Origin of the sequence: Nonomuraea sp. MTCD27, from assembly GCF_041950495.1 — a bacterium.
Classification (GTDB): domain Bacteria; phylum Actinomycetota; class Actinomycetes; order Streptosporangiales; family Streptosporangiaceae; genus Nonomuraea.
In genome coordinates this window covers 79,764-101,354 of sequence record NZ_JBGNUW010000024.1, presented here as the reverse complement: position 1 = coordinate 101,354, position 21,591 = coordinate 79,764, and the positions used below count along the sequence as shown (strand labels likewise).

Genomic DNA, 21,591 nt, shown 5'->3' with positions numbered 1-21,591 from the left:
TCGTGTTCAGGAGTTGAGAACCTCGTCGAGAAGGGCCTCAGCCTTGTCCTCATTGGTCTTCTCGGCCAGGGCCAACTCGCTGACCAGGATCTGGCGTGCCTTGGCGAGCATGCGCTTCTCGCCTGCGGACAGACCGCGCTCACGGTCCCTCCGCCACAGGTCCCGAACCACCTCGGCGACCTTGTTCACATCGCCGGATGCGAGCTTCTCCAGATTGGCCTTGTAGCGACGAGACCAGTTGGTCGGCTCTTCCGTGTGCGGCATCCGAAGGACATCGAAAACCCGCTCAAGGCCTTCCTGACCGACAACATCGCGCACACCGACGAGTTCTGCGTTTTCGGCTGGCACCTGGACGGTAAGGTCGCCCTTGTCGACCTTGAGCACCAGGTAGGTCTTTTCCTCACCCTTGATGGATCGCGTCGTGATTGCTTCGATCCGAGCAGCCCCATGGTGGGGGTAGACGACAGTGTCGCCGACCTGGAAAGTCATGTGACAAGTACCCCTTCCGCTGTACTCCAGGGTACCACGCGTCCACAGCCTCCCGGAACAGTGAAATCCTCATAACTGCAGGTCAAGGCCGCATATTGGGGCTTGACAAGCTCTCAACTGTATGAATCGCATTTCCGGACATAGCGAATGACCTGCGGGGGTGTGGATATGACCTTGCATTGGGGTGGATATGGTGGGCGCTGCACATCACGCACGCGCGACACCTGCGCAAGACCAAGGAGAACCCGCCCGTGACCAGCCGTCGCTGGATTGTCGTAGCCGCCGCGTTCTTGGCAGCCCCCGTGCTCGCGGGCTGCGGGGCTGGAATCGACGCCACCACCAACAAGCCGTACGCCCCGAACGAGGCGCAAGCGTTGATCGAGAAGGGTTCGTACGGCAACCAGAGCGGCATTCACATCCCGCAGGCGTTCATCCTCGGCCCCGACTCCGGAGCGCAGCTGGCCTGGCGCGGCTCCGCCCCGATCTACCTGAACATCCTCAACACCGCCGGCGCCCCGGACACGCTTCAGGCGGTCTCCGCGGGCAACATGGGCACGGTGAAGGTCACGGCGCCGATCCAGCTCCCGAGCAACCAGCTCGTCAACACCGGCAAGCCCACCCCGCAGATCATGCTCGAGGCGATCCCCAAGAGCCTCAGGGGCGGCGAGACCATCAAGCTGGACCTCCAGTTCGCCAACGCCGGAGTCGTGTCCCTGAACGTGCCTGTGGTCACGCGCAGCCGCGAGTTCAAGGACTACCCCCCGGCCCCCGGCGCCACCCCGGCCCCCACGCCGACCCCGACGCCGTCCGCCCCCGCGGAAGAGGCCCACTGACGCGCTGAGGGCATGCGAAACCCCGGCACCGCCGTTCGCGGTACCGGGGTTCCTCACTCCTCCACGGCGTCGAACTTGTAGCCCAGGCCGCGCACGGTCAGGATGCAGCGCGGGTTGGACGGGTCGGCCTCGATCTTGGCGCGCAGGCGCTTGACGTGGACGTCCAGCGTCTTGGTGTCGCCCACGTAGTCGGCGCCCCAGACGCGGTCGATGAGCTGGCCCCGGGTCAGCACCCGCCCCGCGTTGCGGAGCAGCACCTCCAGCAGCTCGAACTCCTTCAGCGGCAGCTGCACCGCCTCACCCCGCACGGCGACGACGTGCCTGTCGACGTCCATGCGCACGGGGCCGACGGCCAGCACGGCCGTCTCCAGCTCCTCCGGCATGTCACCCTGGCGGCGCAGCACGGCGCGGATGCGGGCCACCAGCTCGCGCGAGGAGAACGGCTTGGTGACGTAGTCGTCGGCGCCCAGTTCGAGGCCCACGACCTTGTCGATCTCGCTGTCCTTGGCCGTCAGCATGATGACCGGCACCTTGGAGCGCTGCCTGAGGGAGCGGCACACCTCCGTACCGGGCAGACCGGGCAGCATCAGGTCGAGCAGCACCAGATCGGCGCCGTTGCGGTCGAACGTGTCGAGCGCCTCGGGCCCGGTCGCCGCGACCGACACCTCGAAGCCCTCCTTGCGCAGCATGTAGGACAGGGCGTCGGAGAAGGACTCCTCGTCCTCCACCACGAGTACGCGGGTCATGAGCTCTCCTTCGTCGGCCTCATGCCCCTGAGGGTGCTGCGTCCAATGGTTCCTTCGCTTCGCTCGGTCACGAGGCTGCCTCCAGGGGAATCGAGGGTGGTACGGCCACCGCCGTCCCGCCGAAGGCGGGCAGGCGGAGCGTGAAGGTGGAGCCGGACCCTTCCTTGCTCCATACGGACACCTCGCCGGCGTGCGCGGCGGCGACGTGCTTGACGATGGCGAGGCCGAGCCCGGTGCCGCCGGTGGCGCGCGACCGGGCCGCGTCGACGCGGAAGAATCGCTCGAAGATGCGCTCCAGCGCCTCCTCGGGAATGCCGATGCCCTGGTCGCTGACGCTGATCTCGACGGAGTCGCCCGCGGGCCGCACGCTGACGACGACCCTCGTGTGCTCGGGACTGTAGGCGACCGCGTTGTCGATCAGGTTGCGCAGGGCGGTGACGAGCAGCTCGTCGTCACCCCAGATGCGCAGGCCCTCGGTACCGCCGGTGACGAGCGCGATGTCCTTGGCGACGGCCCTGGTGTTGCAGTGGTCGATGGCGTCGTTGACGGCCTCGTCGATCGAGACCTGGCCCGGGGTGGGGATGGGCTCGGCGCCCTGGATCCTGCTGAGCGTGATCAGGTCCTGGATGAGGTAGTTGAGCCGGGCCGCCTCGTGTTGCATGCGCCCGGCGAAACGGCTGACCGCCTCGGGGTCGTCGGCGGCGTCCTGGATGGTCTCGGCCAGCAGGCTCATGGCGCCCACCGGGGTCTTCAGCTCGTGGCTGACGTTGGCGACGAAGTCGCGGCGCACGGCCTCGACCCGGCGCCGCTCGGTCTGGTCCTCGGCCAGCACCAGCACCTGGCCGTAGGAGCCGAGGGGTGCCACGCGGACGGCGAAGTTGGTGGTCTCCTGGCCGAACTTGTGCCCGGCGACGTCGATCTCGCTCTCGCGGATCTCGCCGTCGCGGCGTACCTGTCTCGCCAGGGCGAGCAGCTCCGCGGCCATCAGGCGGTCGCCCTTGACCAGCCCGAACGCCCGTGCGGCCGAGCTGGCGCGCAGGACGCGGTCGTGGGCGTCCAGCACCACCGCGGACGAGGGCAGCACAGCCAGCACGGACGCGACGCCTTGCGGCAGCGCGGCGCCGGTCTCCACGCCGTCGGTCGCGGCGGTACGGCTGGGGGCCTCGATCTGATTGCGGTAGAACAGGACCGCCAGGGCGCCCACCACGAACCCGGCCAGGGCCGCGAAGCTCATGGCCATCTCACTCATGCCTCCGATGGTAGGTGGCGTTTCCGCAGGGACAGACCCTCTCATCAGGGGATGAACGACCCTTTCCTGGAAAGTTCATCTTGCTGTAGGGGTTCGTTCATCGACCGGGCCGTACGGTGACGACATGCGCGACGCGTACCATGAAGAACTTGATTCGCTGACCGACAAGCTGGTCGAGATGACCAGGCTTGTCCGCTCGGCCATTTCTCGTGCCACCACGGCCCTCCTCGACGCCGACCTCCAGCTCGCCGAGAGCGTCATTTCCCGCGACGAGGAAGTGAACGCGACGTTCGCGGAGGTCGAGACCTCGATCTTCGAGCTGATGGCCAGGCAGCAGCCGGTCGCGGTGGACCTGAGAATGGTCATCACGGCGCTGCGCATGGGCACCGACCTCGAGCGTATGGGCGACCTGGCTGTGCACGTGGCCAAGGTGGCCCGGCTGCGCCACCCCGACTCGGCGATCCCGCCGGAGGTGCGCTCCACCATCCTGGAGATGGGCCAGATCGCGGAGAACCTGGTCACGAAGGCCGGGAGCTGCGTGGCGTCGCGGGACGTTGACTCGGCGCTGGAGCTGGAGCAGGACGACGACGCGATGGACCGGTTGCATCGGAGGCTGTTCAGGAGCATCTTGGCCAAGGACTGGCAGCACGGGGTGGAGCCGGCGATCGACATCACGTTGGTCGGGCGGTATTACGAGCGGTACGCGGATCATGCGGTGCGGGTCGCCCAGGACGTCGTTTACCTGGTCACCGGGGCTCGCCCAAGCTAACAGCCCACGGTGCGGGACCGGGCCGAATACCCGGACTCCGCCCTGAGACACGCGCCGGCCGAGGGCCGACCGCACGGTCTTCGCGAATGGAGCGCTCCGCGAGGGGCTTACCGGCCCCTCCCGAGGCGATGATCGCTCGTGTCCGTCAGGCACCCTCCGGAACCGCCTGCCGGTAGCGGTCGGCCAACGTGCGGATCGCCGCGACGAGTTCGGGCGGCTCGGTGACCTCGAAGTCGGCATCGAGCATGCCCAGATAGCAGGCCAGCATCCGCGGTGTGTCCGAACCGACCTCGGCCACGCAGGCGTCATCGCCCAAGGGTTCCACTGGAATGCCGGACGGCAGCCGTTCGCGCACGTGTTCGGCCGGGGCACGCACCGTCACCCGGGCCCGGCACTGCCAGGTCGCGGTGGCCAGGCCGGCGGCGACATGGCCGGCGAGGTCACCGCCAGGGTCCTCGCGCGGGGTGAACCGCGGGCCGTTCGGCGTCCGCAACCGCATCCGGTCCACCCGGAACGTGCGCCAATCGGACCTCGCGACGTCCCATCCGACCAGGTACCAGCGGCCTCGATTGTGGGCCAGCCGGTGCGGCTCGACCTCGCGGCGGCCGGCCGACCCGTCATGGCCGACGTAGTCGAACCGGAGCCGCTCGTGGTCGCGCGAGGCCGCCGCGATCGCGGTGAGCGTGTCGGCGTCCACGCTGGGGCCCGCGTGCGGAAGCGGGACGAGGTAGGCGCGCAGGCCGTTGACACGACGGCGAAGCCGCGAGGGCAGCATCTGTTCCAGCTTGGCCAGGGCACGCAGCGCTGCCTCCTCGATGCCCGTGACCGCGCCCTGTGTGGCGCCCACCCGCAGCCCGACCGCGACGGCGACCGCTTCATCGTCGTCGAGCAGCAGCGGCGGCAACTCGGCACCCGCCCCGAGCCGGTAACCGCCGGTGACGCCCCTGATCCCGTGCACGGGATAGCCGAGACCGCGCAGGCGTTCCACATCGTTGCGGACGGTGCGCGCGGTGACGCCGAGACGCTCGGCCAGCTCTGGCCCGCTCCAGTCACGCGGCGTCTGCAGCAAGGAGAGCAGCCGCAGCAGTCGTTGTGCTGTGTCCGACATGCTGCAAGTCTGCCCGGATACAGGAACGGAAGGTTCCTGTATCGCTCCTATGTTTGCCGGTATGGACAACAACACCGGCATCCGCCCGTTCCGCGTCGACATCCCGCAGGCCGAACTGGACGATCTGCGCGATCGCCTCACCCGCACCCGCTGGCCCCGGCAGATCCGCGGAACTGGATGGGAGCGCGGTGTTCCCGTGGACTACCTCAAGGTGTTGGCGTCCTACTGGGCGAACGGCTTCGACTGGCGCGCGCAGGAGAAGGCGCTGAACGAGCACCCGCAGTTCGTGACCACGATCGACGGCCAGGACATCCACTTCCTGCACGTCCGCTCACCCGAGCCGGATGCGCTGCCGCTGATCCTCTGCCACGGCTGGCCGGGCTCGTTCGTGGACTTCCTGGACGTGATCGGGCCGCTGACCGACCCCCGCGCGCACGGCGGTGACCCGGCGGACGCGTTCCACGTCGTGATCCCGTCGCTGCCCGGCTTCGGGTTCTCCAACCCGGTGCGGGAACCGGGCTGGGGCAACCTGTTCCGGGTGGCCGCCGCGTTCGGGGAGCTGATGAGCCGGCTCGGCTACCAGCGATTCGCCGCGCAGGGCGGCGACGTCGGGGGTGGCGTGACCATGCTGCTGCCCATGGCCGCCCCCGGCCGCGTGGTCGCCACCCACATCAACGGTCCGTCGCCGTACCCGTTGGGCCCGCCCGTCGAACCGGACGGGCTGTCCGCCGCGGACCGGACGCGCGCCGAGCGGTTCAACGCCGCCCGCCAGGACGGCCTTGGCTACCTGCACCTGCAGTCCACCCGCCCGCAGACCCTGGCCTACTCGCTGACCGACTCGCCGATCGGACAGTTGGCGTGGATCGCGGAGAAGTTCAAGGAGTGGACCGATCCCGCCGCCGAACTGCCCGAGGACGCGGTGGGCCGCGACCGGTTGCTCACCAACGTGAGCCTGTACTGGTTCACCGGCTCCGGCGCGTCCTCGGCCAACATCGTCTACGAGGGAATGCGCGCCTACCGTGAGATCGCCTCCGGCCGGTCCGGCGACGAGCAGGCCGGGTGGCCGTCCGCGCCGGCACCGCCGCAGGGGATCGCGGTGTTCGCGGCGGATCTGACGATCCGTGCCCTCGCCGACCCGGCGAACACCGTCGACCACTGGTCGGAGTTCGACCGGGGTGGCCACTTCCCGGCGATGGAGGCACCCGACCTGCTCGTCGGCGACCTGCGCGAGTTCTTCCGCGTCGCGCGGTGATCCTGGCGGCGGGCTGACGGGCGACTGGCGGGCGACGGTGTCCGGCGTCTTGGGCATCGACCGGGGATGGGCGATGCTGGAGTCGTACGGTGACTGCCGGGAGGGCTGATGGCGGACGACGACGCGAGGACGACGGGCCGGTGCTACGCGTGCAAGCGCACCTTCAGCTACGACCCCAAGGAGGTCATGACCTTCCTGATCGATCGCGAGACCGGCCTCCCGCCGGGGATCACGTTCTTCGGCACCCTACGTCCGGCCACGCCCGAATCCGTGGCCAGATCCGCCGATGAGCCGGTCTGCCCCGATTGCGTGGACAGAGCCAAGCGGTTCACCGCGGAGAGCGACCCGCCTCCGCAATGGGAAATCTGGCCGCCAACCAAGAATTAACCGGTGCATAGCGGCCCCGCAATCGCGGAACTTGCGAGAAGCCCTTCGCGGCGGGCCTAGCATCGTCTGCGGACAGACCGGTTACCGGGCTGGGCGAAGGGAAGCCTTCGCCCAGCTCAAGCGGCTGCGCGATGATCGGCCCCGCGGTCGCTCGTCGCGGTCGGGAGGCGGCGGGGTCAGCGGCCCTGGTTGGCGACGGCCTCGATGGCGGACTTGGCGGCCTCCGGGTCCAGGTACCGGCCGCCGCGGACCGTGGGCCGGTAGTCCGCGTCGAGCTCGTACACCAGCGGAATCCCCGTGGGGATGTTCAGCCCCGCGATCTCCTCGTCGCTGATCCCGTCCAGGTGCTTCACCAGGGCCCGCAGGGAGTTGCCGTGGGCCGCCACCAGGACCGTGCGGCCGGCTGCCAGGTCGGGGACGATCTCGTCGTACCAGTAGGGGAGCATGCGGTCGACCACGTCCTTCAGGCACTCCGTGCGGGGCATGAGCTCCGAGGGGAGGAGGGCGTAGCGGCGGTCGCCGGCCTGGCTGTATTCGTCGTCGTCCGCGATGGGGGGCGGGGGCACGTCGTAGGAGCGGCGCCACAGCATGAACTGCTCCTCGCCGAACTCCTCCCTGGTCTGCGCCTTGTTCTTGCCCTGCAGCGCGCCGTAGTGGCGCTCGTTGAGGCGCCAGCTGCGCTTCACCGGGAGCCAGAGCAGGTCGGCCTCCGCCAGCGCCAGCTGGGCCGTCTGGATGGCCCTGGTCAGGAGGCTGGTGTGGAGGACGTCCGGGCGCAGTCCGGCTTCCTGGAGGAGCTTGCCGCCGCGGCGGGCCTCGTGCTCGCCCTTGGCGGAGAGGCTCACGTCCACCCAACCGGTGAACAGGCCCTTCGCGTTCCAGTCACTCTCGCCGTGCCTAAGCAGCACCAAAGTCGCCATGCGGCCAATCCTATGGCCGGGCCACGCGGGGCCTCACCTGTCCGGGTCGGCGAAGCGGGCGAAGGCCTGGAGGTTCGCCAGGGACTCGCCGCGCTTGGCCCGCCACTCCCATTCACGCCTGATCGAGGAGGCGAAGCCCAGCTCCAGCGCCCGGTCGAACCAGTCGTCCGAGTACGTCAGCACGCACCCGAGCAGCCGGTCCACCTCTTCCCCCGTGACGGCCGTGAGCGGTATCCGGCCGACCAGGTAGACGTCGCCCACCGGGTCGAGCGAGAAGTGCACCCCGTACATCGAGCCGTTCTTGCCCAGCAGCCAGCGGTAGAACTCGGCGTGGTTCTCGTCCGGCTGGCGGCAGAAGAACGCCTCGACGTGCAGCACCCGCTCCCCCACGATCAGCCAGGTCATGGTGGCGAGCTTGTGCTGTCCGGGGAGTTTGGCCAGGAACGCTCCGGGCCGCGGCTCGTCGTAGGTGACGTCCGCGGCCTTGAGCGCGGCTTCGACGACATTGCGCATGCCGTCCACAATAGAAGCCCCCAGAACAAAGTACGGTCAGAAGGTCGGTACGGCCACGGGGACCTTGTGCAGGTTCGCGACGGCGCCGGCGTACACCTCCACCAGTCGCGAGGCCGTGGCCTGCCAGCCGAACGCGGCCGCGTGCGCGCGGGCGCCCTCCGAGAGCTGGTCGCGCCAGAGCGGCGCCTTGATGAAGCGGCACAACTCCTGCGCCCACTCGGCCGGGTCGTGGCTGTTGACGAGCAGGCCCGAGACCCCGTCGCGGACGGCCGTGCGCAGCCCGCCGACCGCCGCGGCCGCCACCGGCGTGCCGCAGGCCTGCGACTCCAGCGCCACCAGGCCGAACGACTCGCTGTACGAGGGGACGACCGTGATCGAGGCGGCCCGGTACCAGTCGGCCAGTTCCTCCTGGGGAGCCGGGGGGACGAGCCGGACGACGTCGGAGATGCCCAGCTCGCCGGCCAGGTCGGTGAGGAGGGAGGGCCTGGCCAGGCCGTTGCCCGAGGGTCCGCCCACGCACGCGACCACCAGGCGCTCCCGCAGGGAGGGCTCGTCGATGAGCATCCTGGAGGCGGCGCGGAGCAGCACGTCCGGGGCCTTGAGCGGCTGGATGCGGCCGACGAAGAGCAGGACGTGCGCGTCCTGCGGGAGACCGAGGCGGTGCCGGGCGGCGCCCTGTGAAGCCGGCTGGAAGAGGTTGAGGTTGACGCCGGGGTTCACGACCGCGACGCGTTGCTCGGGGGCGCCGTACAGGTCGATGAGTTCGCGGGCCTCGTCGGCGGTGTTGGCGACGAGGCGGTCGGCGATGTTGACGACCTGTTCCTCGCCGACCACGCGGGCCTGGGGCTCCGGCTTGTCGCCCTCGGCGAGCAGCAGGTTCTTCACCTTGGCCATGGTGTGCATGGTGTGGACGAGGGGCACGCCCCAGCGCTCCTTGGCCAGCCAGCCGACCTGGCCGGACAGCCAGTAGTGGGAGTGGATGACGTCGTAACGGCCCGGGTCGTACATCGCCTCCGTGCGCAGCACCTCCGACAGGAACGCGCACAGCTGGCCGGGGAGGTCGCCGCGGTCCATCTCCTCGTACGGGCCCGCGGTGAGATGGCGTACGAGGACCCCTGGGGCCAGTTCGGCCACGGGTGGCAGGTCGCGGGCGGTGGCCCGGGTGAAGATCTCCACCTCCACACCGAGCTGAGCCAGCCGCTTGGCGGACTCGACGATGTACACGTTCATGCCGCCGGCGTCGCCCGTTCCGGGCTGGTCCAGCGGCGATGTGTGCATGCTGATGGTCGCGACCCGGCTGACCCGTCGTCGCCTCACTCGACACCACCTCCAAGCGGGTTATAACCATGCAGATTTTTTCGACATTCCCGACAGACAGTCACAAGAGGGGGTACAGGGCCGCCCCAATCACCTCCTGGCAGGATGAGGGCATGCGGAAAACGGCTGTGGTGACCGGTGCGAGCAGCGGGATCGGGGAGGCGACCGCGCGTCGGCTCGCCGCCGAGGGTTATGACGTGGTGGCGGGCGCCCGGCGCCGCGACCGCCTGGAGAAGCTGGCCGCGGAGGTGCCCTCGATCAGGCCGGTGACGTTGGATGTGACCTCTCAGGAGTCGGTGGACGCGCTGGCCGCCGCGCTGGAGCGCTGCGACGTGCTGGTGAACAACGCGGGAGGCGCGCTCGGCCTGGATTCGGTGGCGGAGGGACGGCTGGATGACTGGCAGCGGATGTACGACACGAATGTGCTCGGGTCCCTTCGCATGACCCAGGCACTGGTCCCCAAACTCGTCGAGTCGGGCGACGGGGTGCTGGTGATGCTCACCTCGACCGCGGCGCTGGGCGCGTACGAGGGCGGGGGCGGCTACGTCGCGGCCAAGCACGCCCAGCGCACGATGGCCGAGACGCTCCGCCTGGAGCTGGTCGGCCAGCCGGTGCGGATCGTCGAGATCGCGCCCGGGATGGTGCAGACCGAGGGGTTCGCGGTCAATCGGTTCCGGGGCGACGAGGCGGCCGCGGCCCGCGTGTACGACGGCGTGCCGGGTCCCCTGACCGCCGACGACGTGGCCGACGCGATCGTCTGGTGCGTGACCCGCCCGGCCCACGTGAACGTCGACCGCCTGGTCATCCGCCCCCGTGCCCAGGCCGCGCAGCACAAGGTGCACCGCGTAAGTGGCTAAGCCGGTCGGGACGATCACGCGGGGCACGACCGGGCACAACCGGCTGCGGCGCTGTGATCGCTGGATCGCGGCCGTGCACGGCCCGCTGCTGCGCTCGGCCGGCCGGCCCCTCGTGGTGGATCTCGGGTACGGCGCCTCGCACACCACGACGCTGGAGCTGTTCACCCGGTTGCGCCGGGTGGCCCCGGGCGTCGAGGTGGTGGGGATCGAGATCGACCCGGCCAGGGTGGCGGTGGCGAAGCCGTACGAGCGGGAGGGGTTGAGCTTCCGGCTGGGCGGCTTCGAGTTGCCCGTCCCGCGCGCGCCGACACTGGTGCGGGCCTTCAACGTGCTGCGGCAGTACGGGGAGGACGAGGCGTGGCGCTACTGGGACGCGCTCAGGGGCCGGCTGGCCCCGGGCGGTGTCCTGGTCGAGGGCACGTCGTCCGAGAACGGGCGGCGGGCGGTCTGGGTGGGGCTCTCGCCCGACGGGCCCCGGACGGTCACGTTCTCCGCCCGGTTCGATGCTTTCGAGCGGCCTTCGGACCTGGCCGACCGGCTGCCGAAGACGCTCATCCACCGGAACGTGCCGGGTGAGCGGATTCATGCGTTCCTGAGTGACTTCGACCGGGCCTGGGCGGTCAGCGCCCCTTACGGGGCCCATGGGCGGCGGCAGCGGTGGCTGGCCGCGATCGACGTCCTGTCCGGGACCTGGCCCGTGCCGTCCGGCCCACCTCTGGGCGGCGACGCCAGGTGGCGGCTGGGCGAGCTGACGCTCCCGTGGTCGGCCGTGGCTCCCCGGTAAGAAGGCCGCAAATCTCCGGCAAATGGTCTATTTCGCACACCTGATCTCCGGTATATGGTCACGGTGCGATCTAACTCGTTCAAGTTCGGTCGCAACCTGTCGGGGGGAGTCAGCACCGGTCCTCGTCAAGGAGCGAGATGAGCAGATTCTCAGGCTGGGCCCGCCGCCTCACCGCGGTGCTGGTCCTCTCAGGAGCAGTCGTCGCCTTACCCGTGCAGGAGGCGCTGGCCGCGCCCCCGCTCACCACCCCATGGACCGCCGAGGTGACCCCGGACAACGCGTTGCCGGAGTATCCGCGGCCCCAGCTCGTACGCTCCGAATGGCAGAACCTCAACGGCCTGTGGCAGTTCGCCGGGACCGGCTCCATCACCACCCCGCCCGTCGGCCAGAACCTCGCCGAGCAGGTGCTGGTGCCGTACCCGATCGAGTCGGGCCTGTCGCGCATCCAGCGGCACGAGGACCGCATGTGGTACCGCAGGACGTTCACCGTGCCGAGCAGCTGGTCGGGCCGCCGGGTGCGGCTCAACTTCGGCGCGGTGAGCTGGGAGACCCGGGTGTGGGTGAACGGCACCTCGGTCGGCACCCACACCGGCGGGTACGACCCGTTCAGCCTCGACATCACCGGAGCCCTGCGCTCCGGCTCGAACGAGCTTATCGTCGGCGTGTACGCCCCCGTGGACGCCACCGGCGCGCCCATCGGCAAGCAGCGCCGCGCTCCCGGCGGGATCTTCTACACCGCCCACTCCGGCATCTGGCAGACCGTGTGGATGGAGCCGGTCAACGCCGCGAGCATCACCCGCCTGGACACCACGCCCGACGTGGCCGCCGGGCAGCTCGACCTCGTCGTGCAGGCGGCCGGGGCGTCCGGCCAGCAGGTGCGGGCCGAGGTCATGACGGGCGGGAGCGTCGTCGGCACGGCGACCGGCGCGATCGGGGCGCACCTGCGGGTGCCGGTGCCGAACGCCCGGCTGTGGACGCCCGACGACCCCTTCCTGTACGACCTCAGGGTCACGCTGACCGGCACCGGCGGCGGCGACGTCGTGACCGGATATTTCGGGATGAGGTCGGTGGGCAAGGCCGTCGTCGGCGGCGTCCTGCGCCCGACGCTCAACGACCGGTTCGTCTTCCAGATGGGCACGCTCGACCAGGGCTACTGGCCCGACGGCATCTCCACCGCCCCCACCGACGCCGCCCTGCGCTTCGACCTGGAGCAGCAGAAGGCGCTCGGCTTCAACACCGTGCGCAAGCACGTCAAGGTCGAGCCCGCCCGCTGGTACTACTGGGCCGACCGGCTGGGCCTGCTGGTCTGGCAGGACATGCCCTCGATGCGCACCGGCGCCACCCCCTCGACCGCCGACCGCGCCAACTTCGAGAGCGAGCTGCGCCGCATGGTGGACCACCTGCGCGGGATCACCTCGATCGTGCAGTGGGTGCCGTTCAACGAGGGCTGGGGCGAGTACGATCCGGCCCGCATCGCCGACCTGGTCAAGAGCTGGGACCCCAGCCGCCTGGTGAACAACAACTCCGGCTCCAACTGCTGCGGCTTCGACGGCGGCAACGGCGACGTGGTCGACGACCACATCTACGTCGGCCCCGGCTCGCCGCAGCGGCCCAGCGCGACCAGGGTGGCCGTGCTCGGCGAGTTCGGCGGCCTCGGCCTGCTCAGCCCCGGGCACCAGTGGCCGGGCACCGGCTTCGCGTACGAGATGACCGCCGACGCCACGGCCCTGACCAACCGGTACGTCTCGGTCAACGAGCAGCTCAAGCCCCTCATCGTGAACAACGGCCTGTCGGCCTCCATCTACACCCAGCCCACGGACGTCGAGAACGAGGTCAACGGCCTGTGGACGTACGACCGGCGGGTGCTCAAGATGAACGCCGACCGCGTACGGGCCGTGAACCGCTCCGTGATCCAGTCCGCCACCGGGCTCGCGGCGGGCGGCCTCGTCTCGCTCCGCGTCACCACCGCCGGCCACACCGACCGCTTCCTGCGCCACCAGGACGGCCTGGCCCGCACGGACGTGGTGAACGCCGCGAGCGCGGACGGGCTCCGGCAGGACGCCACGTTCTGGGTGCGCCCGGGGCTGGCCGACGGCACGTGCTTCTCCTTCGAGTCGCGCAACTTCCCCGGCCACTACCTGCGGCACGCCGACTTCCGGGTACGCAAGGACGCCCGCGACGGGACCGCCCTGTACGACCAGGACGCCACGTTCTGCGCCCGCGCGGCGCAGGCGGGGACCGGCGTGTCGCTGGAGTCGCTCAACCTGCCGGGCCACTTCCTGCGCCACCACTCCGACGCCGTCTACGTGGCGCGCAGCGGTGGCCCGAACGCCTGGGACACCGCCACCTCGTTCGCCGCCGACGTCACCTGGCTGGCCTCCGCCCCGTGGTGGCGCAGCGGTGCGAACCTGACCGTGGGGGCGGCCCAGTCGCTCCGCGTGACCACGCCGGGCTTCACCGACCGGTACCTGCGGCACCAGGACTCGCTGGCGCGTACCGACGTGGTGACGGCGGCCGGTCCGGCCACGCTCAAGGCGGACGCCACGTTCCACGTGCGGCGGGGGCTGGCCGACGGGAGCTGCTACTCATTCGAGTCGCGCAACTTCGCCGGCCACTACCTGCGGCACGCCGACTTCCGGGTACGCAAGGACGCCCGCGACGGGACCGCCCTGTTCGACCAGGACGCCACGTTCTGCGCCCAGCCGCCCAGGGCCGGGGGCACCGGGGTCACGCTGGCCTCGTACAACATCTCGAACCACGCCGTCCGCCACTACGCCGAGGCGGTCTACATCGCGGTGCCGGGCGGCTCGCACGCCTTCGACGCCTCCGCGAGCTATGACCAGGACGTGACCTGGGCCGTCGCGCCGCCCTGGACCCCCTGACCCGCCCCGAGGCGCGCCTCCCGCTCAGAGGCGCGCCCCGGACCCCGTCATCGACGGCGTGCCTCGTCAGAGGCGCGCCTCGAAGACGGCGTAGGCGTCCTCGTCGAACAGCACGAACCGGACGTCCTCCACCGTCGTGTCGGCCTGCCGCACCGTCTCCAGGGCGATCATGGCGGCGTCGTCCATGGGCCAGCCGAAGATGCCGGTCGAGATCGCGGGAAAGGCCACCGACGTGGCGCCCAGCGAGTCGGCCACCCGCAACGACTCCAGATAGCAGGAGGCCAGCAGCGCGGAGCGGTCCTCCGACCTGGAGTGGACCGGCCCCACCGTGTGGATGACCCACCGGGCGGGCAGCCGCCCGGCCGTGGTGGCCACGGCCTGACCGGTCGGCAGGCCCTTGCCGTAGCGGGAGGCGCGCAGTTTCCGGCACTCCTCCAGGATCTCGGGGCCACCGCGGCGGTGGATGGCGCCGTCGACGCCGCCGCCACCCATGAGGGAGGAGTTGGCGGCGTTGACGACCGCGTCCACCCGCTGCTCGGTGATGTCCCCTCGGACCAGCGTGAGCTTCATCTCACCGAGCCTGCCACGGCCCTTGTCCGACCCGGCCCGCGACGCCCGCGGACACGAAATCGGCGATCCCGGATGCCAGCTCGACACGTTGTAGAGCTACCCTGAAGGGCGTGAAGGGTCTTGGCGAGCTTGAGCGCAGCATCATGGACATCCTCTGGGCGGAGAGCAGCGCGCTGACCGCCCGCGAGGTCGGCAGGCTGATAGCCGACCGCGACCTCGCCCCCACCACGGTCATGACCGTTCTCGACCGCCTCACCCGTAAGGGCTTCCTCGAGCGCACCCGCGACGGTCGCGCGTGGAGGTATCAACCGGCGGAAAGCCGCGACGCATACATCGCCGAGCTTATGCTGGAAGCCTTGGACCTGACGGGCGACCGCTCGGCCGCCCTGACCCGCTTCGCCCAGGCCGTGTCGGGCACGGAGGCGGAGATCCTGCGCAGAGCCCTTACGGAGCTGGAGGAAGAGTGATCACGGCAGCGGCGCTGGCAGCGCTCGCCACGGCGTGCGCGGTTGGCTCCTGGCGTTTCACCACAGCCGGGTGGACCTCACGCGCCCCCCGGCTGGCCATCATTCTCTGGCAGTCCCTCGGTGTGTCCTGGGGCCTGGCCACCACGGGCGCGATGCTCGCCTACGCCGTGCAGCCGTACGGCGTGGGGGTGCTGCCCGGGCTGATCGCGTTCGCGCACGGCGAGACCCCGGCGCAGGCGTGGGACCCGCTGCACGTGCTGGCCCTGATCGCGGGTCTCACCGCGCTGGCCGTGCTGATCGCGGTGCTGCTCACCGCGGGCGTGCAGGCGCTGCGGGCCCGCCGCCGGCACCGCATGCTGCTGGCGCTGATCTCCCACGACGACCCGGGCGTGCCGGGCGTGCGGGTGCTGGCCCACCCCAGCGCCGCGGCCTACTGCGTGCCGGGGCTGCGCTCGCAGGTCGTGGTCAGCGAGGGCGCGCTCAAGCTGCTGTCGGAGGACGAGCTGGCGGCCGTGCTGGCGCACGAGGCCGCCCACGTACGCGAGCGCCACGACCTGGTGCTGCTGCCCTTCGCCGCGCTGCGCCGGGCGCTGCCCTGGTCCAAGGTGGCGGCCGACGCGCAGGCCCAGGTGGAGCTGCTGATCGAGATGGCCGCCGACGACCGGGCCCGCCGCTACTGCTCGCCGCGCAGGCTGGCCACGGCGCTGCTCAGGTTCGGTACGGCGGGCGCCATGCCGACCCCGCACGGCATGCTCGGCGTGCACGCCCACAACGTCATGGCCAGGGTCGATCGCCTGATCAAGCCGGGTCCCGAGCTGGCCGCGTCGGTGCGTTACGGCTTCATCGCACTGTCTGTGACTTTGGTCACCGCCGCCCCATGTCTGTGGGTTTTCCAGCTCTAACGCTTGCTGCAGTTAACCACCCCGTTTGCAATTGCAAGCACCACGGGGCAGACTACAGATATGGCACTACCCAAAGTCGGCTCGATCGGTGAATACATCCGCGACCAGCGGCAGCAGGCGAAGATCTCGCTGCGCCAGCTCGCCGCGGCGGCCGGGGTCTCCAACCCCTACCTGAGCCAGATCGAGCGCGGGCTGCGCAAGCCGAGCGCGGAGATTCTCAACCAGATCGCCAAAGGTCTGCGCATCTCCTCACAGGCGCTCTACGTGCAGGCGGGCCTCATCGAGGACCGCGACCCGCCCAGCGACGTGATCACCACGATCAGGGCCGACACGCATCTCAGCGAACGGCAACGCCAAGTGCTGATCGACATTTATGAGTCGTTCCGCAAGGAGAAGCGTGCCGAAGACGAGCAGACCTCCCAGAACGCTCGTCCCCGGCACGACTCCGATTCGGACGACGAGCCGCTGCCCGAGGAGTTTCTCGCCGCTCTTGAGCCCTTTGCGGCGACCTCACGCAACGGCAACGTCACCCAGGAAACCAAGGAAGGTTAACCCATGACGCTCGCCACCGAGGTCAAGAAGCTCACCGAGTCCAAGCCGTTCTACGCCGTGGCCGGCGCCGGCGACTACGCGGTCGAGAAGCTGCGCGAGTTGCCCGAGCAGCTGCAGAGGCTGCAGTCGCGCCGCTACGACCTGGCCAAGGACCTGCCGGTGAAGGCCCGCGAATACGCCGACAAGGCCGAGGGCATCGCCAGGGAGTTCCCGGAGAAGGCCCGCGAGTACGCCGACCAGCTCACCCACAAGGCCACCGAGGTCTACGAGGACTTCGCCACGCGCGGCCGCAAGGTCGTCAGCAAGGCCAGCGGCGAGGCCGCGCTCGAGCTCGAAGAGGTGTCGGAGGCCGCCGAGCCGCCCGTCGCCGAGCCCGTCCAGCCCGTCAAGAAGACCCGCACGCCCCGGGCCAAGGCCTGATCTTCGACAGAGGCCCGTCTCCCATCGGGAGGCGGGCCTTTCCGTTCAGGGGTGCCCGCATGTCGGGGGTGCCTATTAGGCTGAAGCCGTTTGGATCGCGGCGTTGGGCGGAGACGACAACATGAGTATGATCAACGGGGTCTTCAACCTCCTCTTCCTGGTGCTCGCCGTAGCCATCTTGGGCATGTCGATCTACGCGCTCGTGCACGCGCTCCGGGTGCCGGCCAACGCGTTCATCTCGGCGGGCAAGCTGCAGAAGAACCTGTGGCTGCTGATCCTGGGGCTGGCCACGCTGTTCTCCGGTGCCGGGGCGTGGAGCTATCTCAACGCCTTCATGCTGGTCGGCGGCGTCCAGTTCATCGGCATCGGCCTCGGCCTGTTCTCGATCGCGGCGGTCATCGCGGCCACCATCTACATCGTCGACGTCAAGCCCGCCGTCAAGGGCATGGGCGGCCGGGGCAACAGCGGGCCTTACGGCCCCTGGTAGATCACACCAGCTCGGCCGCCAGCCAGGCGGCGATGCTCTCGTGCCCGGCGAGCGTGGGATGCACGCCGTCGGGCAGGATCGCCTCCGGCGGCCAGCGCCTGCGCATGGGGTCGAGGAACGGCACGCCGCCGGCCTTGGCCGCCCGCGCCAGGGCGTCGCGCACCGCGTACGCCTTCCGCGGCGCGTCCTCCAGCCAGATCGGGCCGACCATGACGGTCCTCGTGCCCGGCCAGCGCGAGCGCACCTCGGCCAGCAGGTTCGCGGCGGCGCGGCGCACGTGGGCGGGCCTCCAGCGCCGGTCGTTGTGGCCGCCAGAGATGACCAGCAGGTCGGGGGCCGGCCGCCAGGCCAGCTCCACCTCGAAGGAGCGCTCGAACGTACGCCCCGCCCGGCCGGCGTTGCAGAAACCCGTGCCACCCGCGCCCGCGATGATCGGCTGCCGGCCCAGGAGACGGGCCGCCTGGGACGCGTACGACTGCCACCGCGGCACCGGCCCGGAGCCGACGGTGAAGCTGTCACCCAGGAACATCATCACCGGCGCCGCCGGCTTCGGCTTCGCGGCCTGGCGCGGCGGGGCGGGCGGAACCTCCGCACCGCTGCACGCCGGCACGACCAGCATCGTCATGACCAGGGCGACTCGCGTCAGATCACGCATGACCACCTCGGGCACTAGGCTGCCGATATGACCTACGACCTCCACGGGCGCACGGAGCGACTGGAACTGTCGGACCAGAATCTACGCGACTTCGAGGCCGTCGTCCTCGATGCCACGCCTGAGGGGATCGTGCTGAGCAGGTCGGCATTCTATCCGGGCGGGGGCGGCCAGCCGGCGGATCACGGGGTTCTGATCTGGCAGGGTGTGGAGACCCGCATCGCGGGGGTACGCAAAGGCGACGATCTCTACCTGATCCCGGCCGAGGGCGACCCGATCCCGCCGGTGGGCACCGTGGTGACGGGCGCGGTGGCCGACGAGCGGCGCTCGGCTCTCATGCGTACGCACTCCGGCCTGCACGTGTTGTGCGGCGTGGTGTTCAGGGACTACGGCTGCCTGGTCACGGGTGGCAACATGGACGAGCTCAGCGCGCGCATGGACTTCAACCTGCCCGAGGTGCCGGCCGGGTTCAAGGAGGCCGTGGAGGACGCCTGCAACGCCGAGATCGTCGCCGACCGGCGCATCGACGTGCGGGTGCTGCCCCGGGCCGATGCGTTCGCGATCCCCGACATCATCCGTACGGCCACGAACCTGGTGCCGGAGACCGTGCAGGACGTGCGGATCGTCGACATCGTCGGCCTGGACACCCAGGCGGACGGGGGCACGCACGTGGCCTCCACGAAGCAGATCGGGCACATCAGGGTGGCCAAGATCGAGAGCAAGGGGCGCGGTTTCCGGCGCCTGCGCATCCAGATCTCCGACTAGCCCGACCGGGTCTTTCCCCCGCACTTCGGCTGAGGTCCTTTGGGGAAGAGAAGAGGGGACAGGCCTCGCCGCGCTCCCGGCTGAGGTCCCTTTGGGGAAGAGAAGAGGGGACAGACGCCGCCGCACTCCCAGCTGAGGTCCCTTTGGGAAAGGGAAGAGGGGACAGGCCCCGCCGCGCTCCCGGCTGGGGCCCCATTGGAGACCGAGACGGGAGTCACCGCCGCGCCCCCGGCTGAGGTCCCTTTGGGGTGGCCGGCACGGGAGTCCGCGCCGCGCTCCCGGCTGAGGCCTTAGGGAGGAGATCGGCTGAGGTCCCTTTGGGGGAGATCGGGGGCGGGGTCCCTGCCGCGCTCCCGGCGGGGGCGGAGGAGGGCTTGTGGCGGGGGCCCGCGTCCGCGTGGAGGGGGCGGAGTCCTGCCGGGTCTCAGCGCACCCCAGGAGCGGCGCTGAGGGCGGTGGGCGTCCCTTGAGGGGGAGCGCGGTGAGCCCGCGCGGGCGGCGGGCGGCCCGCGTCCGGGAAGGGCGGGGCGTGCCGCTTGGGGCCTCAGCGGGGGTCGATGAGGGTGGTGAGGCCGTCGAGGAGGGGGCTCAGGCCGAACTCGAAGAGGCGGTCCAGGTCGAGGTCGAAGTCGTCGCCCAGTTCCCCGATGAGCGTGGCGAAGGCGGGATAGTCGCGGGACCCGGCGATCTGGCGCATGACGTCCTCCTGCCCCTTCATCCATTCGTCGGCGGTGATCCCGGTGGCGGCCTGGGCCCGCTGCTCCAGCTCGATGTTGGCGGCGATGCCCTGCACGTAGCTGTAGAGCAGGGTGTGCACGTGCATCTTGGTCACGGGGTCGAGCCCGGTGCCCTCCAGGGCCCGCATGACCCACTCGGTGTGCTTGAGCAGTGACGGCGAGGGCAGCGGCCGGGTGATCGAGGCGAGCCGCGCCATCCACGGGTGGGCGCGGTAGGCGGCCCACTGCAGGCGGGCGGAGGTCTCCAGCCCGGCGCGCCAGCCCTCCGGCGGCTCCGGCGGCAGCGCGAACTCGTCGATCACCGCCTCCACCATCAGCATGACCAGGTCGTCCTTGCCGCCCACGTGCCGGTAGAGGGACATGGTGGCCACGCCGAGCCGGCCCGCCAGCCCGCGCATGGTCAGCTCCGCCAGCCCTTCCGCGTCGGCGATCTCGATGGCCGCGCGCACGACGCGCGCGCGGGTCAGGTCATGGTCCGAGGTCGCGGGCCTGGGCTTCGCGCCGCGGACCTCGGCCACGACGGTGCCCACCCGGGGCTCGGCGACCACGACGCCCTCCCGCGCCAGCAGCGTGAGGGCCTTGGCGGCGGTGGCCAGGGCGACGTTCCAGTCCCTGGCGAGCTGCCGCGTCGAAGGCACCCGTTCGCCGGGCCGGAGCTTGCCGTCGGCGACGCGCCGCTTGATGTCGGCGACGATGCGGGCGTGGGGCGGGGTGCCGTCCATCCGGATCCGAACCTCCTGTACTAGTACAGATACTTCCACTATACCCTTGCGACCTGCTGTATGTACTACGTACATTCACTTTTGCGTACAACGTCAACAAGCAGGGAGCACATCATGAAGGTTCTCGTCTCCGGAGCGAGCGTCGGCGGTCCCGTGCTGGCGTACTGGCTGGGGCGGAACGGGCACGACGTCACGGTGGTCGAGCGGGCGCCGGCTCCCCGCAGGGGCGGTCAGGCCGTCGACATCAGGGGCGTCGCGCTGACCGTGGCGGCGCGGATGGGGATCCTGGAGGAGGTCAGGGCGCTGCGGACGACCATGCGGGGCATGTCCATGGTGGACAGCGCGGGCAACGAGCTCATGCGCGACGAGGAGGCGACGATCAGCGGCGGGCGGTTCGACAGCCCGGACGTCGAGATCATGCGCGACGACCTGAACGCCATCCTCGTCCGCGTCTCCGGCGGCGCCCGCTACCTCTACGGCGACTCGATCGCCACCCTGGACGAGGTCGGGGAGGTGACGTTCGAGAGCGGGCGGCAGGGCCGCTACGACTACGTCATCGGCGCCGACGGCCTGCACTCCAACGTGCGCAGGCTCGCCTTCGGCCCGGAGTCGCGGTTCCTGCACCACCTCGGCACGTACGTCTCCATCTTCACCGCCGGCAACTTCCTCGGCCTGGACCACTGGCAGACCTGGTTCAACGAGGGCGAGGCGGGCGGGGCGCTGTTCAGCGACCGCGACGCCGGCGAGATGCGGGTCAACCTGGGCTTCAGGTCCGGCGTGATCGACTACGACCATCGCGACATCGACCAGCAGAAGCGGCTCGTCCAGGAGCACTGCTCCGCGGTCTACGAGGCGCCGCGGCTGCTGGAGGCGATGTGGAAGTCCGACGACTTCTACTTCGACGCCATGGCCCAGGTCAGGATGGAGCGCTGGACGAAGGGGCGGGTCGCGCTGGTGGGCGACGCGGGCTACTGCGCCTCGCCGATGTCGGGCCAGGGCACGAGCCTGGCCATGGTGGGGGCGTACGTGCTGGCGGAGGAGCTCGACAGGGACCCGGCGGCGGCCTTCGAGCGGTACGAGGAGCGCATGCGCCCGTTCGTCGCCGCGAACCAGGCGCTCGCCCACGAGAACCCGGGCCAGGGCGCCTCCCCGGAGAGCGTGGAGCGGGCGGCGAACAGCATCACGCTGGACTGACAGGTACGAACCGCTAC

24 protein-coding genes are annotated in these 21,591 nt (G+C 70.3%); 14 read left to right on the top strand and 10 right to left on the bottom strand.

Features of this window, described 5'->3' with window-relative positions; all coding sequences use genetic code 11:
• Window positions 1–6: 6 nt before the first annotated feature.
• The gene (locus ACBJ59_RS49520; protein ID WP_020544658.1) at window positions 7–489 is read right to left on the bottom strand and encodes a CarD family transcriptional regulator; all 483 of its coding nucleotides are present in this window, start codon (window positions 487–489) and stop codon (window positions 7–9) included.
• Window positions 490–668: 179 nt separating this feature from the next.
• On the opposite strand from ACBJ59_RS49520, the gene ACBJ59_RS49515 reads away from it, so the two are divergent.
• Window positions 669–1,322: a copper chaperone PCu(A)C gene (locus tag ACBJ59_RS49515; RefSeq protein ID WP_364119736.1), complete on the top strand. Its 654-nt coding sequence runs from the start codon at window positions 669–671 to the stop codon at window positions 1,320–1,322.
• Between the two features lie 53 nt (window positions 1,323–1,375).
• Here the strand turns inward: ACBJ59_RS49515 and ACBJ59_RS49510 are convergent, their stop codons facing one another.
• Window positions 1,376–2,068: a response regulator transcription factor gene (locus tag ACBJ59_RS49510; RefSeq protein ID WP_364119739.1), complete on the bottom strand. Its 693-nt coding sequence runs from the start codon at window positions 2,066–2,068 to the stop codon at window positions 1,376–1,378.
• 67 nt (window positions 2,069–2,135) lie between these two features.
• Complete coding sequence (locus ACBJ59_RS49505; protein ID WP_364120005.1) at window positions 2,136–3,308, bottom strand: ATP-binding protein; 1,173 nt, start codon at window positions 3,306–3,308, stop codon at window positions 2,136–2,138.
• A gap of 133 nt (window positions 3,309–3,441) precedes the next feature.
• Here ACBJ59_RS49505 and phoU point away from each other — a divergent pair, with 133 nt between their 5' ends.
• Complete coding sequence (phoU, locus tag ACBJ59_RS49500) at window positions 3,442–4,086, top strand: phosphate signaling complex protein PhoU (RefSeq protein ID WP_364119742.1); 645 nt, start codon at window positions 3,442–3,444, stop codon at window positions 4,084–4,086.
• Window positions 4,087–4,231: 145 nt separating this feature from the next.
• On the opposite strand, the gene ACBJ59_RS49495 is transcribed toward phoU, so the two are convergent.
• On the bottom strand, window positions 4,232–5,194 hold the full coding sequence (locus ACBJ59_RS49495) for a helix-turn-helix transcriptional regulator (protein WP_375116978.1): 963 nt from the start codon (window positions 5,192–5,194) through the stop codon (window positions 4,232–4,234).
• A gap of 61 nt (window positions 5,195–5,255) precedes the next feature.
• Here ACBJ59_RS49495 and ACBJ59_RS49490 point away from each other — a divergent pair, with 61 nt between their 5' ends.
• The gene (locus tag ACBJ59_RS49490; RefSeq protein WP_375116977.1) at window positions 5,256–6,446 is read left to right on the top strand and encodes an epoxide hydrolase family protein; all 1,191 of its coding nucleotides are present in this window, start codon (window positions 5,256–5,258) and stop codon (window positions 6,444–6,446) included.
• A gap of 108 nt (window positions 6,447–6,554) precedes the next feature.
• Window positions 6,555–6,833: a hypothetical protein gene (locus ACBJ59_RS49485; protein WP_364119747.1), complete on the top strand. Its 279-nt coding sequence runs from the start codon at window positions 6,555–6,557 to the stop codon at window positions 6,831–6,833.
• Between the two features lie 176 nt (window positions 6,834–7,009).
• Here ACBJ59_RS49485 and ACBJ59_RS49480 read toward each other — a convergent pair whose 3' ends face one another.
• The 3 genes from ACBJ59_RS49480 to mshA are packed head-to-tail and all read right to left on the bottom strand — an operon-like array spanning window position 7,010 to window position 9,544.
• Window positions 7,010–7,753, bottom strand: coding sequence for a phosphoglyceromutase (locus tag ACBJ59_RS49480; protein WP_375116976.1), 744 nt, complete (start codon window positions 7,751–7,753; stop codon window positions 7,010–7,012).
• Window positions 7,754–7,786: 33 nt separating this feature from the next.
• Window positions 7,787–8,266, bottom strand: coding sequence for a YbjN domain-containing protein (locus tag ACBJ59_RS49475; protein WP_375116975.1), 480 nt, complete (start codon window positions 8,264–8,266; stop codon window positions 7,787–7,789).
• 36 nt (window positions 8,267–8,302) lie between these two features.
• Window positions 8,303–9,544 (bottom strand): D-inositol-3-phosphate glycosyltransferase, encoded by a 1,242-nt coding sequence (gene mshA, locus ACBJ59_RS49470; RefSeq protein ID WP_375117058.1) that lies wholly within the window; start codon window positions 9,542–9,544, stop codon window positions 8,303–8,305.
• 152 nt (window positions 9,545–9,696) lie between these two features.
• Here mshA and ACBJ59_RS49465 point away from each other — a divergent pair, with 152 nt between their 5' ends.
• The 3 genes from ACBJ59_RS49465 (at window position 9,697) to ACBJ59_RS49455 (ending at window position 14,106) form a co-directional block, all read left to right on the top strand.
• Window positions 9,697–10,440: an SDR family NAD(P)-dependent oxidoreductase gene (locus ACBJ59_RS49465; RefSeq protein ID WP_375116974.1), complete on the top strand. Its 744-nt coding sequence runs from the start codon at window positions 9,697–9,699 to the stop codon at window positions 10,438–10,440.
• The gene (locus ACBJ59_RS49460) at window positions 10,433–11,224 is read left to right on the top strand and encodes a class I SAM-dependent methyltransferase (RefSeq protein WP_375116973.1); all 792 of its coding nucleotides are present in this window, start codon (window positions 10,433–10,435) and stop codon (window positions 11,222–11,224) included. The genes ACBJ59_RS49465 and ACBJ59_RS49460 overlap by 8 nt, the downstream gene beginning before the upstream one ends.
• Window positions 11,225–11,361: 137 nt before the next feature.
• On the top strand, window positions 11,362–14,106 hold the full coding sequence (locus ACBJ59_RS49455) for an AbfB domain-containing protein (RefSeq protein ID WP_375116972.1): 2,745 nt from the start codon (window positions 11,362–11,364) through the stop codon (window positions 14,104–14,106).
• Window positions 14,107–14,172: 66 nt separating this feature from the next.
• On the opposite strand, the gene ACBJ59_RS49450 is transcribed toward ACBJ59_RS49455, so the two are convergent.
• Window positions 14,173–14,676, bottom strand: coding sequence for an O-acetyl-ADP-ribose deacetylase (locus ACBJ59_RS49450; protein ID WP_375116971.1), 504 nt, complete (start codon window positions 14,674–14,676; stop codon window positions 14,173–14,175).
• Between the two features lie 110 nt (window positions 14,677–14,786).
• Between ACBJ59_RS49450 and ACBJ59_RS49445 the strand changes: the two genes are divergently transcribed.
• The 5 genes from ACBJ59_RS49445 (at window position 14,787) to ACBJ59_RS49425 (ending at window position 17,504) form a co-directional block, all read left to right on the top strand.
• Complete coding sequence (locus ACBJ59_RS49445) at window positions 14,787–15,143, top strand: BlaI/MecI/CopY family transcriptional regulator (protein ID WP_364119766.1); 357 nt, start codon at window positions 14,787–14,789, stop codon at window positions 15,141–15,143.
• Window positions 15,140–16,045, top strand: a complete 906-nt coding sequence (locus ACBJ59_RS49440) for a M56 family metallopeptidase (protein ID WP_375116970.1) — start codon at window positions 15,140–15,142, stop codon at window positions 16,043–16,045. The genes ACBJ59_RS49445 and ACBJ59_RS49440 overlap by 4 nt, the downstream gene beginning before the upstream one ends.
• A gap of 60 nt (window positions 16,046–16,105) precedes the next feature.
• Window positions 16,106–16,597, top strand: a complete 492-nt coding sequence (locus tag ACBJ59_RS49435; RefSeq protein ID WP_364119771.1) for a helix-turn-helix transcriptional regulator — start codon at window positions 16,106–16,108, stop codon at window positions 16,595–16,597.
• 3 nt (window positions 16,598–16,600) lie between these two features.
• Window positions 16,601–17,017: a hypothetical protein gene (locus ACBJ59_RS49430; protein ID WP_364119774.1), complete on the top strand. Its 417-nt coding sequence runs from the start codon at window positions 16,601–16,603 to the stop codon at window positions 17,015–17,017.
• Between the two features lie 121 nt (window positions 17,018–17,138).
• A complete protein-coding gene (locus ACBJ59_RS49425) occupies window positions 17,139–17,504 on the top strand; it encodes a DUF2516 family protein (RefSeq protein WP_364119777.1) in 366 nt (121 codons plus the stop codon).
• Between the two features lies 1 nt (window position 17,505).
• Here ACBJ59_RS49425 and ACBJ59_RS49420 read toward each other — a convergent pair whose 3' ends face one another.
• Window positions 17,506–18,159 (bottom strand): SGNH/GDSL hydrolase family protein, encoded by a 654-nt coding sequence (locus tag ACBJ59_RS49420; RefSeq protein WP_375116969.1) that lies wholly within the window; start codon window positions 18,157–18,159, stop codon window positions 17,506–17,508.
• A gap of 27 nt (window positions 18,160–18,186) precedes the next feature.
• Here ACBJ59_RS49420 and ACBJ59_RS49415 point away from each other — a divergent pair, with 27 nt between their 5' ends.
• Window positions 18,187–18,921 (top strand): alanyl-tRNA editing protein, encoded by a 735-nt coding sequence (locus tag ACBJ59_RS49415; RefSeq protein ID WP_375116968.1) that lies wholly within the window; start codon window positions 18,187–18,189, stop codon window positions 18,919–18,921.
• A gap of 544 nt (window positions 18,922–19,465) precedes the next feature.
• On the opposite strand, the gene ACBJ59_RS49410 is transcribed toward ACBJ59_RS49415, so the two are convergent.
• On the bottom strand, window positions 19,466–20,380 hold the full coding sequence (locus ACBJ59_RS49410) for a TetR/AcrR family transcriptional regulator C-terminal domain-containing protein (RefSeq protein ID WP_375116967.1): 915 nt from the start codon (window positions 20,378–20,380) through the stop codon (window positions 19,466–19,468).
• A gap of 114 nt (window positions 20,381–20,494) precedes the next feature.
• Here ACBJ59_RS49410 and ACBJ59_RS49405 point away from each other — a divergent pair, with 114 nt between their 5' ends.
• Window positions 20,495–21,574: an FAD-dependent monooxygenase gene (locus tag ACBJ59_RS49405; RefSeq protein ID WP_375116966.1), complete on the top strand. Its 1,080-nt coding sequence runs from the start codon at window positions 20,495–20,497 to the stop codon at window positions 21,572–21,574.
• Window positions 21,575–21,591: the final 17 nt, after the last annotated feature.